Genomic DNA, 13,849 nt, shown 5'->3' on the forward strand with positions numbered 1-13,849 from the left:
GCATGCGTCCGGCCCTTTTGCGTCAGACCCGCAACGCCACGCGCGCGGCCAGCCAGCTGAGAAAGATCAGCGCAAGGTCGAAGGGCAACAAAGCCCCAACCGCATCCACATCCTCGGGGCCAAAGGGGTATTGCCGCAAGGCAAGGCCGGACATCTCGCCCTTGAGCGAGACGACAGCGATGGCAAGGAAGTTGTTCACGAAGTGCAGTGCCACCGCCGCGCCCAGATTGCCGGTCCGCGCGGTCAGATCCCCCGCCGCCAGCCCGAAGGCCACGCTCCACAGGGCAACCATCAGCGCGTTCTCACCATAAACCTCTGGCAGGTAATGCCCCATGCCAAAGACCATCGAGGGCACGATCAGCCAGACCGCAGGATGCCGGAAGCGCACCGCCAGTTGTGACTGGAAGTAGCCGCGGAAAAACACCTCTTCGGCGCCGGTCTGGATCAGCAGCACCGCCAGCGTCGTCGGCAGAAACAGCATCCAGTCGCGCGGCGCCAGTCCGGGCGTCGTTTCCGGCACCAGATCCCAAGGGGGCAGGATCAGGATTATCAGGTTCAGCACCGCGATCGCCCCCGCAACCCTGAGAAAGTCACCCCGGAACTGCGCCCAAGGTCCCAACAGGCCCAGACCGGGCCTGTCGTGCAGCACCTCGGCAACCACCATCGCCCCGGCCGCCAGCGCGCCGGTCAGGAACAATAGGAACAGCAGGGCACCGGGCGTCGTACCGCTCTGCAACTGTTCCAGCAGGGTCAGGTAGGCGTCCTGATCCATCAGGCTGCCCAGAACCGCCACCAATCCGCGCGCCAGCCCGAACCAGATCACCACGGCCAGAACCAGCCCGATGCACAGCCGCCACAATTCTGGCCGCGCCTTGCCGGGATCGGTCATCTGGCGGTGGCGCTGATAGTTCATGCAGGGCGCGAAGAGGCTGCGCGCAGGACCTCGGCATAGCCGAGCGCAACGGTCATCCGCTCCGCGACGCCTTTTTCCCGCAGCAACGCGTGCATCCGGGGCAGGTTATGCGCCGGAACATGCATCACAAGGTGATGCTCCAGATGATAGTTCACCCAATAGGGCGCCAGAAACAGCCGCTCCAGCGGGCCGGCCAGCGTGGTCCGGGTGTTGCGCAGGGGATTGTCGGAAAATTCGACCACCCCGTGTTCGGCGATGTTGCGAATGCGCAGGACCAGCTGGAACCATGTCAGCAGGGGCAAGAGCCACAGCGCAAACCACAGCCACCAACCGACCATCCCCCAGAACAGCGCAAACAGCACTCCGTTCGCCACAAGGGCCCGGCGCAGCACTGGTCCGTTGAAGGCCTGCGCCAGATCCTGACTGCTGACGCCTTCCGTCTCTCCGACCAGACGCAGCGAGAACAGGATCTGTGCCGCGCGCTGTTTGATGCCCGTTTGCCCCGTGATGTCGCGGATCAGTTTCCGCCGCAGGGACGCGCGGGTCGTCGGAAAGGGCTTGGACAGCCGCAAGTCCGGATCATTCTCTGTCTGCGTATGGCGGTGGTGCATCAAGTGGTAATGCCGGTAGGCGCCCAGATCCGCAAGGATGGGGGCACCACACAGCCACGCACCCGCGAACTCGTTCAGACGCCGCGATTTGAACAGCGCGTTGTGGGCCGCCTCATGCATCAGGATCGCAAGGCCCAATTGGCGCGACCCGATCACCATGAATGCCAGCACGAAGGTCACCACATTCGGCCACGACAGGAACAGCACCACCGACAGCAGGATCAGCCCCCAGCAATGCAGGAGCATCACAGCGCCCCAAAGGTTGGATCGCTGCGCGAGGCTCCGAATCTCATCGGATGTCAGAAAGGCCTTGCCGGGTGTCATACCCTCATGTTCCGGCCCGACCTCCCCTGCTGTCAACGGTTCAAACCCGCTGAACCGCGCGATGAAACGCTCCGTCGCGGTGCAAGAGCATCACATATCCGACAGCTTTGAGAGACCGGCACATCGTACTGCGCGGCATTGACCCCGCTTCGCCGCATGATAATCCAACTCCATGCTGGAGATCTTCCTCAAGACCTTGCCGTTCTTCGGCCTGATCGGACTGGGCTACGGCGCGGCAAAGACGCAGTTCTTTTCGCAGGAAGCCTCTGCCGCCCTGACGAAGTTCGTCTTCTACTTTGCCCTTTCGGCGATGCTGTTCCGGTTTTCCGCCAACCTGCGCTTTGACGAGATCTTTGAGCCGCGCCTTGCGGCGGCCTACCTCTGGGGCACCGCCTTCACCTGGGCCATCGGGATGCTGGTGGCCTTTGCCCGCAGGCTGGATCTGGCCACCGCCTCGATCGAGGCGCAATGCGCCGCCATCGGCAACACCGGCTTTCTGGGTGTGCCGATGCTTGCGCTTCTTCTGGGACAAGAGGCCGTCGGCCCGATCATCCTGATCCTCTCCATCGACTTGATTGTCTTTTCTTCGCTGCTGACACTGATGGTGACAGCCGCACGAGAGGGGCACATGGGTCTGGGCATCCTGCGAAAGCTGCTGATGGGCCTGCTGAAAAACCCGATGATCGTGTCCATCGGTCTTGGCCTTGCGGTCTCGGCCAGCGGCATGATGGTGCCAGACGTCGCCAACAGTTTCCTGACCACACTGGGCAATGCGGCCACCCCCGGCGCCCTGTTTGCTATCGGCGCTTCTCTGGCATCGAAATCGGCCGAGCGGGTGCGAATCGCTGTCTGGATGAGCTTTGCCAAGCTGATCCTGCACCCCCTGTTCGTCGGGCTTGGCGTCTATGTGTTCTTTCCGGTTGACGCCTATCGCGCCTCCGTCGCGGTTTCGGCCGCAGCGCTGCCCGTTGCGGGCAACGTCTTTATCCTTGCCCAACACTACGGCATCGCGCCTCAGCGCGTGTCTGCCTCGATCCTGATTTCGACCGCCGCCAGCATCCTGACGGTCAGCGCGATCATCGCCACGGTCACCAGTTGGTGGCCCTGAGGAGCGACCCTCCGTCAGCTCTGATTTGCGCCGCGAAGCTGCCGGATGCTGCTGCGGATCGCCCGCCAGGATTCGGCCTCTTGATCATTGCCCTCATCCCGTGACTTGCGTTCACGCTGCGCGGCTTCGGCCTCGGCCTTGCCGCCATGCGCGCGGTAAAGCGCATGTGCGATTTCCTTTGTCTTGACCATGTCCATCAGTCAGCCCTCCTCTACTGCCTTGGCGAAATGCCGCGTCTGGCACGACGCGAAACTCTTTTGCCGCCCTCCGCGGGACAGGCCCGCGAAAGGAACAGAACAGAGGACAACGCCCCAACAGCGGACAGGTTCCCTGATCGAAACCAAAACCTGTCAGTCGACCCGGCGGACCAGCACCTGATTGCCGCTGGTGCTTTTCTTGGTTTCGAACACCTTCAGCTCCGTCACCAGATCGGACAGCTTGCGCTTGCCATAGCTGCGGGTGTCGAAATCCGGGTTGGCCGCCGTGATGACCTGCCCGATATCGCCCAGACGATACCATTCGTCGTCTTGGTCGATCGATTCCATCGCCTTGAAGATCAGATCCCGCGCCGCTGTCAGATCGGTCTTCTTCGCGGATTTGCCACCCGAAGCCTTTTCGGGCGCTGAATCCAGGTTTTCCAGAAAGATGAACCGCTTGCAGGCCTTGCGGAAGGCATCCGGTGTCTTCTGCATCCCCATGCCATAGACATCCAACCCCTGTTCGCGGATGCGGCTGGCCAGCCGCGTGAAATCACTGTCGGAACTGACCAGAACGAAACCGTCGAACCGGCCGGTATGCATCAGGTCCATCGCGTCGATCACCAGCGCGATGTCGCTGGCGTTCTTGCCCACGGTATTGGCGGGCGAATGGTGCGGCACGATGCCAAAATCCGCCTGCACCTTGTTCCAGCCGGACATCTGCTGGCTGGAAAAGTCCCCATAGCAGCGCCGCACCGACGCCTCGCCAAGGATCGCGATCTCGTCAAAGATCGCCTTGGTGTATTTCGGCGAAGTATTGTCCGCGTCGATCAGCACCGCGAGTAGCGTGTTGTCTGCCATATTGCCTCTCTTGCCAGTCCGGTTTTCCGTTTCTGGCGGTTTTGTCGCTTGGCCTCACTATGACAGCAATCGTGGTCCTCAACCACCCGAAGCGCGTGCAAGATGGGCCGCGATGATCCGTGCGCAGTCTTCCGGGTGGGTCGAGATCAGGAAGTGATCCGCCCCCTCCACGTTTTCTGTCCACGCATGCGGCATGGCAGCGGCAAGCGCGGCAGTCACATCCCGGATCGCCGCATTGGCACGGGCACCACGGCACAGCGTCACCGGAACGGAAACCGCCGCAAAGTCCCGGAACAACGGCGAGAAATCCTGCGCCGTGTACCAATCCAGCACGTTGCTGGCGGCGGTTGCCGCGCAAAAAGCACGGATCTGTTCGGGCATCGCGGCAAAGACCCCCGGCCCACAGTAGTAATCGATGATGATCCCGGCCGCCTCTGGGTCTCGGGCCTCCACAGCCGCTTTGAATCGGGGGATCATGTCGTCCAACGCCTGCCGCCAGTCAAAGGCCGTGTCGCCGGAACGTGCATAGATCGGATTCGCCTCGAAGGTCGCCAGGCTGAGAACGGGCAACCGCCCTTCCAGCGCGGCCGCCAAGGCGATCTGACCGCCAAACGAGTGTCCGATCAGGTGGAAGGGCCGCCCGATCTCAGCCGCGACATCCTCGACGAATGCAACCAGATCCGCCATGCGGCAGTCCTGCGGATCGCGCCGTTCCCGTGAACTGCCGTATCCCGGCAGGCTGACGGACATCTTCTGCCAGCCATCCAGACGGTCCAGTTGGTCCAAGACGCCCGACCACGCACGCGGCGTGCTGTAGGAACCGGGCAGGAATAGCACAGGCGTGCCTTCACCTCGTGATTCAAGCTCAAATGACATGTCCGGCGCCTCCGCTTGCACCATGAAACACGCCGAGGGCCATCGTGACAATCCAACCGCTGCTTGTTGGAAGTGGATCGCATCAGGCGGCGCGAAACCACGCGCCGCGGCCCGATCGCGACATTCACAGGGCGCAATTGGGCTTGCACAGCCCGCCGCGCCGCAGCATCCTGTGCGCGGGCAAGGCGATGGCGTCGCCGCTGATCCGCCCGTCAAGCCGTCCTGAACGCCGGGATCTTACTTTGCCAGCGCGGTGAGGGAAGGTCCTGCCGCGCGTCCGGAGGGTCAATATGGAACGTCCGCAGTTTTACCGTTTTCATCAGGGGGATCGCGTCCTCTCCTTTGCGTCGCAGGAATATGACGCCCGCCTCAGTGGCCTGCGCGAGACCATGGCGCAGTCGGGGCTGGATGCCGTCATCCTCACCTCGATGCACAACGTCGCCTATTACTCGGGCTTTCTTTATTGCGCCTTCGGCCGGCCCTATGCCCTTGTGGTGACGCCTACCGACAGCGTCACCATCAGTGCAGGCATCGACGCGGCCCAGCCGTGGCGGCGCTGCCACGGGGACAACATCACCTACACCGACTGGGAACGGAACAATTACTGGCGCGCCATCGCCTCTGTCACCGGCGTGGAAAAGGCGCTGGGCTATGAGGCCGATCACATGACACTGGTGCAAAAGGCGCTGATGGACGATTTTTTGCGTCCCGAACGCGCCATCGACGTGGCCCCCGCCACCATGCGCCAGCGAATGCACAAATCCCCCGCCGAGATTGACCTGATCCGCCATGGCGCACAGGTGGCCGATGTGGGCGGCTATGCGATCCGAGACGCGATCCGGCCCGGCGTGCGGGAGATCGACATCGCCATGGCGGGCCGCGACGCGATGGAACTGGAAATCGCCAAACGCTTTCCCGATGCCGAATACCGTGACACTTGGGTCTGGTTTCAGTCCGGCATCAACACCGATGGCGCACACAACCCGGTCACGGGCCGGGTGCTGGAACGCGGTGATATCCTGTCGCTGAACGCCTTCCCGATGATCTCTGGCTATTACACCGCGCTGGAACGCACGCTGTTCGTGCAAGAGGTCGATGACGCCAGCCTGAAGATCTGGGAGGCGAACGTGGCCGCCCATGAATACGGCATGAGCCTGCTGAAACCGGGCGTGTCCTGCGCCGAGGTGACCGAGAAGATCAACGCCTTCTTCGCGGAACGCGACCTGCTGCAATACCGCACGTTCGGATACGGCCATTCCTTCGGCGTGCTGTCTCATTACTATGGGCGCGAAGCCGGGCTGGAACTGCGCGAGGACATCGACACGGTTCTGGAACCGGGCATGGTGATTAGCATGGAACCGATGCTGACGATTGCCGAAGGGCAGCCCGGCGCGGGCGGCTATCGCGAGCATGACATCCTTGTCATCACCGAAGACGGCAATGAGAACATCACCCGCTACCCCTATGGTCCGGGTTTCAACGTGGTCGGCTGAGAAGACCCGACAGGGCGGCGGAGGCGCAAGATTGCCTTTGCCGCCCGACGGGTGATCGTGCCTGCAATTGGGCAAAGGGTTTCCATTGCGCCACCGGCCCACACGACAGTCCGCATGACGCCATTGAAACGACGACGGACCACCCCCATCCTTTCACCATGATTGCCCAGCTTGTCCTGCCCATCCTCGCGCTTGCCATTGTCACGGTGCTGATCACGCGCGGGATCGAGTTTCTCATGCCTGAAAGCCTGCCGGGCATCGCGGCAACCGGGTTGATCGCGACCCTGCTGACGTGGCTCGCCGCTTCTGCCGGTTTCGCAGCGCTCTATGCCCTGCAGGATCCGCGCGTCCTGTCACTGATCGGGCAGGTTCCGCAGGCCGGGATCGGTCATTTTCTGAAACTGGGGGCAAGTGCTGGGATGATCTGGGCGCCGATCCTGCTGCTGGTGGTGATCACCGCCCCGCGCCGGTGGAAGACCGCAACTTGGTAGAACCGGTCGATTTGCCGTCCTTTACCCGCTTTTCCCGTTGATTTTTGCCCCCTGCCGCGCCACCTCAATAACAGGAGGATGGGCATGTTCGCGCTGGCGCGGTTCCTGATCATGGCGGCTGTGGTGTTGACGGTGGTTTACGGATCGCTGTGGCTGTACCTGCGTGCCCGCCGCCGTGAGCTGCTGGAAATCGACTGGGCCGCGGAAACCGCGGAATCGCGCTCTAAGGACGATTATGTGCGTGATCATCTGGCCGAATATGACCGCCGCCGCCACAGAACGCTGATCGCGCTGGTCTATGTCTTGCCTCTTGGCCTCGTCACCCTCATCGTCTACTTGACCAACTTTCACTGACAAAGGCGCGGCCCGCATGAAATACGTGAAATGGACCCTGATCATTCTGTTCTGGCTGATCGTGGCGGCCTTTCTCCACTATACGCTGCCGCAACACGATATCGCGCGCGTCACGGACACCTACGAGAAACGCGTGAACCCGGGCGAAAATCTCTGGTTCTGGGCGCAGGCGGATGTGGGCAACAGCCCGACAGAGGCAACCTCGCGCGATGTCTTCTTCATCCAGACGCGGCGCGCCGATGACAGTGTCATGGTCTACCGGAACGAGGACACCGGATGGGGCTGGCCGCCCTATTTCAAGTTCGACACCTCGAACCTGCAGGCCGAAGCCGCGGATGCCAAATCCACCGCCGACAACCCCCGCTGGGTGGCGATCCGCCACTATGGCTGGCGCAACGAATTCATCTCGATCTTCCCCAATGCCGTCTCCATCCGCCCGGTCGACGGGCCGGACGCGACCATCATCCCCTGGCTGAACATCGTGATCCTGCTGACCCTCGCCGCCCTGGTCTGGGCGATCCGCGTGCGCTGGATCCGGTTCTGGTCCAACCGGGTCGACCCGGTTCTGGAAGCGGCTGGCGACAAGCTGGATGAAGGCGGGGACCGGGTCAGGGGACTGTTCAGGCGGCGGTAAATCCGCCCCTAACGTTTGCCATAGTAGAGGCCGACGACATGCTCGGCTTCTGCAAAGAACAGCCAGCGCGAAACCAGCACGCCGCCCACATGTGCCAGCACGGCCACCAAGGCAAACACATGCCCGAAGGGCAACAGCAGCAACAGCCCCGGCAGCACAACGATCAACAGCAGAGAGATCACCCGCAGTTTGATGGCGTGCTTGCGTCCGACGACGTGGATCATCTCTCGCATCAGGTAGTTTGATCCGGTGTGCGGCGGCTCAAACGCGCGCACGGTGCCGATGCCGCCCAGTCCGGTGGCGCTGGCCAGTGTCGTGCCCGATTGCGCGAAACGCTGGTCGCCCGCCAGCCACCATCCCGCCTGCGCCAAAGCCGCCAAGGCGATCAGGACCATCCCGATACTCACCCGCCCCGACAGCAGTGCCCCGCCACCCAAGGCGTACAGCTGGAACAGCACCGGCGTGGACCAATGGTGCCAGCGCGGCACGGTCTTGAGTTGGGTGTAGATCATCGAGGTCGTGAACACCGTGGCGAGGCACATCGCGGCCCCCAGCCAGCCAAGCGGAGCAAAATGCAGCCCGAAAAAGACCAGAAGTGCTGCGTAGAGACCCATGAGCAAAAGTGCTGCCAATGCGGTCCAGGCCTCACGCGACAGCCAGCTTGACCGCCACTGCGTGAACGCCTTGAGCGCGCGTTCCGGTCGGCCGAGGTGAAGCGTCGAGGCCATCAACCCGCCGCCCGCCAGCGCAAAAGCGATCAGGAAAAAGACGAAGGCGACCCAGCCGGTCGGCGGATCGGCATCAATGCCCAGCCAGAACAGCAGGCCCAACCCGAGACCGGAAAAGGTGGTGAAGGCGATGATGGAAGGCGCCGGATGCATCAGAGTTTCTCCAGCGTCTTGTCAAGCCAGGCCAGCAGGCCGCGCGGTTCTTCGGCGACGGGTTCGAGGAAGGGCGCCAGCACGTCCACCTCCCCCTGCCAGTTGTCCTTGGGACGCGGTGGCAGGTACTTGTTGACAGGCTTTGTGCCCTGTTCCGGCATCAGGTCCATGCCGCCCCGTTCAACAACAAGCTGGCTGACCGCGCTGTCTGGATCGGACAGGTCGCCAAAATGCCGTGCGCCCGCCGGGCAGCTGCGCACACAGGCAGGGGTCCGATCCTCTTCGGGGAGGTTTTCGTTATAGATGCGATCAACGCAAAGCGTGCATTTCTTCATCACGCCCGCCGCCAGATCCAGTTCCCGCGCGCCATAGGGACAGGCCCATGCGCAGAGACCGCAGCCGATACAGTCGCTTTCGTTGACCAGAACGATCCCGTCTTCGGTCCGTTTGTAACTGGCGCCGGTCGGGCAGACGGTCACGCAAGGCGCATCAGCGCAATGCAGGCAGGATTTGGGAAAGTGGATCAACTGCGCGGGCGCATCCTGCGGCTGCGCCTCATAGCTGTGCACGCGGTTCAGGAAGGTGCCGGAAGGATCGGCACCATAGGGATCCTGATCGGACAGGGGGGCGCCGTAGTTCTCGGTGTTCCAGCCCTTGCAGGAGATCACGCAGGCATGACACCCGACGCAGGTGTCAAGGTCGATCACCAGCCCGAGGGTTCGTTCGGTCGAGGTGGGAAGGGTGGTCATGGCTTGCCCCCGTGATCCAGCGGCGCGGCTGACGCCGCACAGGTTTTTTGCGTGGGGGTTCCACCCCCAGTCGCCTGGGGCGACTCCCCCGAGGTATTTCGAGCCCAAAGAAGCATCAGGTTCCGGACGACCATGTCAGTTGGTCGGGGCCTTGTCCGACCGGGGAGGTGATGGGGTCGAAGGCAGGTTGGCTTTCGGTCGGGGGATCCGCCTTTTCGATCCTGACACGCAGGTCGAACCAGGCCGCCTGTCCGGTGACCGGGTCCGAGTTGGACCAGCGCAGGCCATCGCCCTTGGGCGGCAGCAACTCGTGGATCAGGTGGTTGAGCAGGAAACCCTTGGTCGCTTCGGGGGCATCCGGTTTCAGTGCCCATGCACCCTTGCGTTTCCCGATGGCATTCCACGTCCAGATCGTGTTCGGATTCAGCGCGGCCATTTCCGCGACCGGAACGGTGATCTGACCGTGCGGCGAGGTGATGCGGGCCCAGTCACCGTCCTGCAGCCCGTTTTCCCGCATCAAACCGGTTGGCAGGTACATCGGGTTGCGCCCGTGCAACTGGCGCAGCCAAGCGTTCTGCGTGCCCCAGCTGTGGTACATCGCCATGGGCCGTTGCGTCAGAGCATGGATCGGATAGCTGCCCGGATCCCCGGCGTCGGGGGCATACCAGAGCGGCAGCGGATCGAGCTTTTCGCGGATCTGGTCGCGCAGATGGTCCGGCGGCTGCCGGTCTCCGTGGCCTTCGGCAGCGCGCTGAAAGCGGCGCAGCGGCTCGGCATAGAGCTGAAACAGGTAGGGCGCGGACTTGTCATAAAGGCCGGTCTGGACAGCCCAGTCCTGATAGGCCGCGTTCCAGGGTTTGAAATATTGCGCCTGTTCGGGAATATGGATGGTGCAAAAGCCGCCGCCCGCGATGTAGCTGTCGATCTGGGCGGCGTTTGGCTCTCCCCTGCCGTGGGTCAGGCCTGTCTCGGACATCCGCCAGCCGGCCAGCGGGCCGATGCCCGGTTTGCGCTGATGATTGATGATGTAGTCTGCGTAGTCTTCGTAAGTCGGGGTGCCGTCCGAGTTGACCATCCCCGGCAGGCCCAATCGCGCGCCAAGGTCCAGCAGGACAGACTGGAACCCCCGAACATCCCGGTCGGGTTGCACCACTGGCCAGCGGATCGCATCCGCCGCCGCCCCAGGCTCGGAAATCGGGCGGTCCAGCAGCGAGATGCAATCGTGCCGTTCCAGATAGGTGGTGTCCGGCAGGATCAGGTCGGCATAGGCGACCATTTCCGAGGAATAGGCGTCTGAGTAGATGATATGCGGGATTTTGTAGTCGCCGGTTTCATCCGTGTCGGTCAACATCTCCATGACGCTGCGGGTGTTCATCGAAGAGTTCCACGCCATGTTCGCCATGTAGAGAAACAGCGTGTCGATCTTGTAGGGATCACCGGCGTGGGCGTTGGAGATGACCATATGCATCAGCCCGTGCACCGACATGGGGTTTTCCCATGTGAACGCCTTGTCGATGCGCAACGGTTGCCCGTTATCGTCCAGCGCAAGATCCTCGGGCCCCATCGGGTAGCCGAGGTGTGGACCGTTCAACGGCTGACCGGGTGTCGCCTTTGCATGCGGACGGGGGTGGATTTCCGGCGGTTTGGGATAGGGCGGTTTGAATCGCATCCCGCCCGGTGTTTCCACCGCGCCCAACAGGATCTGCAGCAGGTGCAGCGCGCGGCAGGTCTGAAAGCCGTTGGCATGGGCAGAGATCCCGCGCATGGCGTGGATCGCAACCGGGCGGCCAATCATCTTGTCGTGCTTCCGGCCACGGAAATCGGTCCACGGCCTGTCCAGCACCACGGGATCGTCAAACGCCGCGCGGGCCAGTTCCGCCGCCAGCGTGCGGATGCGCTCTGGCGTCAAGCCGCAACGCTCTGCCACCGCTTCGGGCGCGTATTGAGCGTCCATGTACCGCTCGACCAGCTTGTGCATGACACTGGCATGGGTCACACCCGCACGGCGGATGCTGCCGGTCAGGTCCGGCTTGACGCCCGGTCTGTCCCAAGCGGTCAGCTTGCCTGTCGCGCGGTCCAGAACCTGCGGCTTGCCGTCTTCGTCGCGCAGGAACAGGCCAAAGTCAGGTGAGGAGACATCCCCGTTCACAAGGACCGGCGCATTGGTGAATTGCGCAAGGTAGTCAGCGTCAATGCGCCCGGCCTTCAGCAGGCAATGGATCAGCGACATGATCAGCAGCCCGTCGGTGCCCGGCGTGATCCCGATCCAGTCATCGGCCACCGCGTTGTAGCCAGAGCGGATCGGGTTGACCCCGATCACCTTGGCTCCGCGCTCTTTCAGTCGGCCCAGCCCCATCTTGATCGGGTTGCTGTCATGATCCTCGGCCACGCCGAACAGCAGGAAGAGTTTTGCATGCTCCCAATCGGGCGATCCGAACTCCCAGAATGCGCCGCCCATGGTGTAGATGCCCGCTGCCGCCATGTTGACCGAACAGAAACCGCCATGCGCGGCGAAGTTCGGTGTGCCATAGGCCTGCGCCCACCAGCCGGTGAAGCTTTGTGATTGGTCCCGCCCGGTGAAAAACGCCAGCTTTTCCGGCGCGGTTTCACGCAACGGTTTGAGCCACGAAACCGCAGTCTCAAGCGCCTCGTCCCAGCTGATTTCCTCGAACTCGCCCGATCCACGCGGACCGACCCGGCGCAAAGGTGCGCGCAGGCGCGAAGGCGCGTTGTGCTGCATGATACCCGCGCTGCCCTTGGCGCAGAGCACCCCCTTGTTGATCGGGTGGTCCCTGTTGCCCTCGATATAGGCGACCTTGCCGTTCTTCATGTGAACGTTGATGCCGCAGCGGCAGGCGCACATGTAGCAGGTGGTCTTGCGAACCTCGTCCGAGACCTTTGGCGATGTTTCAACCTGCGGCTGCCCCATGTCTGCCTCCCCTCTTGCCGACCGCGCGCAGCGGTAGATACATCATTCGTATATCAATTCCGCCAAACGGCAAGATGTCCGTATACCGTTTCACAAGCGATGACCGGATCGGTCGGACTTCCCGTGAAAACCCCGCCATTCGGGACCAACGTTCTACCCGGGTCAAGCCCCCGCACCCCGCAGGCCGAGAGAAACCTCAGAGGTTGATCTTGGTGACTGCACCCGCGCAAGGTGGCGCCTGAAGAGGGGGAGAGAGGGTTTGACATGGCGGTAATGGAACGCGTGATCGCGGTTGCCCGGAACCGACAGGCGCGCGTGGTTTTGCCAGAGATGGACGACCCCCGCGTGGCCTCGGCCGCAAAGCGACTGGCTGCGGAGGGATTGGCACAGCCCGTCGGGCTGCGCCCGACATCCGACGCGATGATCGCGGCGCTGGTCGAGGGGCGCGGTATGAAAGAAGGGATCGCGCGCCGGTTGCTGGAGCGTCCGCTGTACCGCGCGGCGGCCATGGTCGCGGCCGGAGAGGCAGAGGCCATGGTGGCGGGGGCCGACGCCCCGACGCGGCGCGTGATCGAGGCCGCCAGCATTGCCATAGGGCTGGCCGAGGGAGTGACTCTGCCCTCGTCCTTCTTTCTGATGATCTTTCCGGACGGTCGCGAATTGATCTTCGCCGATTGCGCGGTGAACGTGTCCCCCGATTCCGAAGGGCTGGCCGCCATCGCGCGCGCCTCTGCCGCTACGGGCACGGCACTTTTGGGGCAAGCCCGTGTGGCATTGCTGTCGTTTTCGACCGGCGTCAGTGGCTCCGGCGACAGCGTCGACCGCGTACGGCAGGCCGCAGAGCTGACCGGATATCCCGGTCCCCTACAGGCGGATGCGGCGCTAAGCCCCGCCATTGCCGCGAAAAAGGGGCTGGGTTCCGGCGACGCCAACGTGCTGGTCTTTCCGGATCTGGATGCGGGCAATATCGCGTACAAGCTGGCGCAGGAGCTGGCCGGGGCGCAGGCGCTGGGTCCGATCCTGCAAGGTTTCCGCAAACCGGTCTGCGACTTGTCGCGCGGGGCGACGGTGGAGGATATCGTTGCGGCCACGGCGGTGACGCTGGCGCTTGCCTGAGGGGTCATGAGAGCACCCGCACCTCCGCCTCGGGACCCAGCCTGTCAACTCCGCCCCGCAACACCTCGTGCAGGGCGGTGCCAAAAAGCGCCAGTTTGATCGAAGACGACCCGACGTTCAGGACAAGGACGTCCGCGGTCGTCCCGGTCATCTCACTCGGCAGCCTTTGCCGGTGACTGCGGCCGCATATCGGCCTTGTCGATGCCTGCGACGGCGACGGGTTTTTTCATGGCGTCGCGGCGGAAGGGTTCGCCGAGTTCCTGGTTGATCATGGCCTCGATCAGGGTGGTCTTGCCGGCCATCTGGTCCTTG

At 63.1% G+C, this 13,849-nt stretch carries 15 protein-coding genes; 6 read left to right on the plus strand and 9 right to left on the minus strand.

The features are described from left to right. Window positions 1–22 precede the first annotated feature (22 nt). Both ACTXGA_RS12655 and ACTXGA_RS12660 read right to left on the minus strand, forming a co-directional pair. Window positions 23–913: a CPBP family intramembrane glutamic endopeptidase gene (locus tag ACTXGA_RS12655; protein WP_443394162.1), complete on the minus strand. Its 891-nt coding sequence runs from the start codon at window positions 911–913 to the stop codon at window positions 23–25. Further along, window positions 910–1,770 (minus strand): fatty acid desaturase family protein, encoded by an 861-nt coding sequence (locus tag ACTXGA_RS12660; RefSeq protein ID WP_443394164.1) that lies wholly within the window; start codon window positions 1,768–1,770, stop codon window positions 910–912. The genes ACTXGA_RS12655 and ACTXGA_RS12660 overlap by 4 nt, the downstream gene beginning before the upstream one ends. Window positions 1,771–2,020: 250 nt before the next feature. Here ACTXGA_RS12660 and ACTXGA_RS12665 point away from each other — a divergent pair, with 250 nt between their 5' ends. Further along, window positions 2,021–2,956, plus strand: coding sequence for an AEC family transporter (locus ACTXGA_RS12665; RefSeq protein WP_443394166.1), 936 nt, complete (start codon window positions 2,021–2,023; stop codon window positions 2,954–2,956). Between the two features lie 14 nt (window positions 2,957–2,970). Here the strand turns inward: ACTXGA_RS12665 and ACTXGA_RS12670 are convergent, their stop codons facing one another. The 3 genes from ACTXGA_RS12670 to ACTXGA_RS12680 form a co-directional block, all read right to left on the minus strand. Then, entirely contained in the window at window positions 2,971–3,153 is a 183-nt protein-coding gene (locus tag ACTXGA_RS12670; protein WP_443394167.1) for a hypothetical protein, read from the minus strand. A gap of 153 nt (window positions 3,154–3,306) precedes the next feature. Next, window positions 3,307–4,014: an NYN domain-containing protein gene (locus ACTXGA_RS12675; protein ID WP_443394168.1), complete on the minus strand. Its 708-nt coding sequence runs from the start codon at window positions 4,012–4,014 to the stop codon at window positions 3,307–3,309. Between the two features lie 78 nt (window positions 4,015–4,092). Next, window positions 4,093–4,890 (minus strand): alpha/beta fold hydrolase, encoded by a 798-nt coding sequence (locus tag ACTXGA_RS12680; RefSeq protein ID WP_443394170.1) that lies wholly within the window; start codon window positions 4,888–4,890, stop codon window positions 4,093–4,095. A gap of 290 nt (window positions 4,891–5,180) precedes the next feature. On the opposite strand from ACTXGA_RS12680, the gene ACTXGA_RS12685 reads away from it, so the two are divergent. The 4 genes from ACTXGA_RS12685 (at window position 5,181) to ACTXGA_RS12700 (ending at window position 7,862) form a co-directional block, all read left to right on the plus strand. Further along, window positions 5,181–6,383: an aminopeptidase P family protein gene (locus ACTXGA_RS12685; protein ID WP_443394172.1), complete on the plus strand. Its 1,203-nt coding sequence runs from the start codon at window positions 5,181–5,183 to the stop codon at window positions 6,381–6,383. Window positions 6,384–6,541: 158 nt separating this feature from the next. Next, on the plus strand, window positions 6,542–6,874 hold the full coding sequence (locus ACTXGA_RS12690; RefSeq protein WP_443394174.1) for a hypothetical protein: 333 nt from the start codon (window positions 6,542–6,544) through the stop codon (window positions 6,872–6,874). 84 nt (window positions 6,875–6,958) lie between these two features. Continuing rightward, window positions 6,959–7,228 (plus strand): hypothetical protein, encoded by a 270-nt coding sequence (locus ACTXGA_RS12695; protein WP_443394176.1) that lies wholly within the window; start codon window positions 6,959–6,961, stop codon window positions 7,226–7,228. A 16-nt stretch (window positions 7,229–7,244) separates the two neighbouring features. Next, window positions 7,245–7,862: a DUF1523 family protein gene (locus tag ACTXGA_RS12700; RefSeq protein WP_443394178.1), complete on the plus strand. Its 618-nt coding sequence runs from the start codon at window positions 7,245–7,247 to the stop codon at window positions 7,860–7,862. Window positions 7,863–7,870: 8 nt separating this feature from the next. Here ACTXGA_RS12700 and ACTXGA_RS12705 read toward each other — a convergent pair whose 3' ends face one another. The 3 genes from ACTXGA_RS12705 to ACTXGA_RS12715 form a co-directional block, all read right to left on the minus strand. Beyond that, on the minus strand, window positions 7,871–8,743 hold the full coding sequence (locus ACTXGA_RS12705; protein WP_443394180.1) for a dimethyl sulfoxide reductase anchor subunit family protein: 873 nt from the start codon (window positions 8,741–8,743) through the stop codon (window positions 7,871–7,873). Further along, the gene (locus ACTXGA_RS12710; protein ID WP_443394182.1) at window positions 8,743–9,492 is read right to left on the minus strand and encodes a 4Fe-4S dicluster domain-containing protein; all 750 of its coding nucleotides are present in this window, start codon (window positions 9,490–9,492) and stop codon (window positions 8,743–8,745) included. The genes ACTXGA_RS12705 and ACTXGA_RS12710 overlap by 1 nt, the downstream gene beginning before the upstream one ends. 115 nt (window positions 9,493–9,607) lie before the next feature. Continuing rightward, window positions 9,608–12,421 (minus strand): molybdopterin oxidoreductase family protein, encoded by a 2,814-nt coding sequence (locus ACTXGA_RS12715; RefSeq protein WP_443394184.1) that lies wholly within the window; start codon window positions 12,419–12,421, stop codon window positions 9,608–9,610. A gap of 264 nt (window positions 12,422–12,685) precedes the next feature. On the opposite strand from ACTXGA_RS12715, the gene ACTXGA_RS12720 reads away from it, so the two are divergent. Beyond that, the gene (locus tag ACTXGA_RS12720) at window positions 12,686–13,537 is read left to right on the plus strand and encodes a phosphate acyltransferase (protein ID WP_443394186.1); all 852 of its coding nucleotides are present in this window, start codon (window positions 12,686–12,688) and stop codon (window positions 13,535–13,537) included. Window positions 13,538–13,541: 4 nt separating this feature from the next. On the opposite strand, the gene ACTXGA_RS12725 is transcribed toward ACTXGA_RS12720, so the two are convergent. Next, on the minus strand, window positions 13,542–13,688 hold the full coding sequence (locus tag ACTXGA_RS12725) for a hypothetical protein (protein WP_443394188.1): 147 nt from the start codon (window positions 13,686–13,688) through the stop codon (window positions 13,542–13,544). Window positions 13,689–13,849: the final 161 nt, after the last annotated feature.

It is taken from the genome of Antarctobacter jejuensis, assembly GCF_052266595.1.
GTDB classification, from domain to species: Bacteria; Pseudomonadota; Alphaproteobacteria; order Rhodobacterales; family Rhodobacteraceae; genus Antarctobacter; species Antarctobacter jejuensis.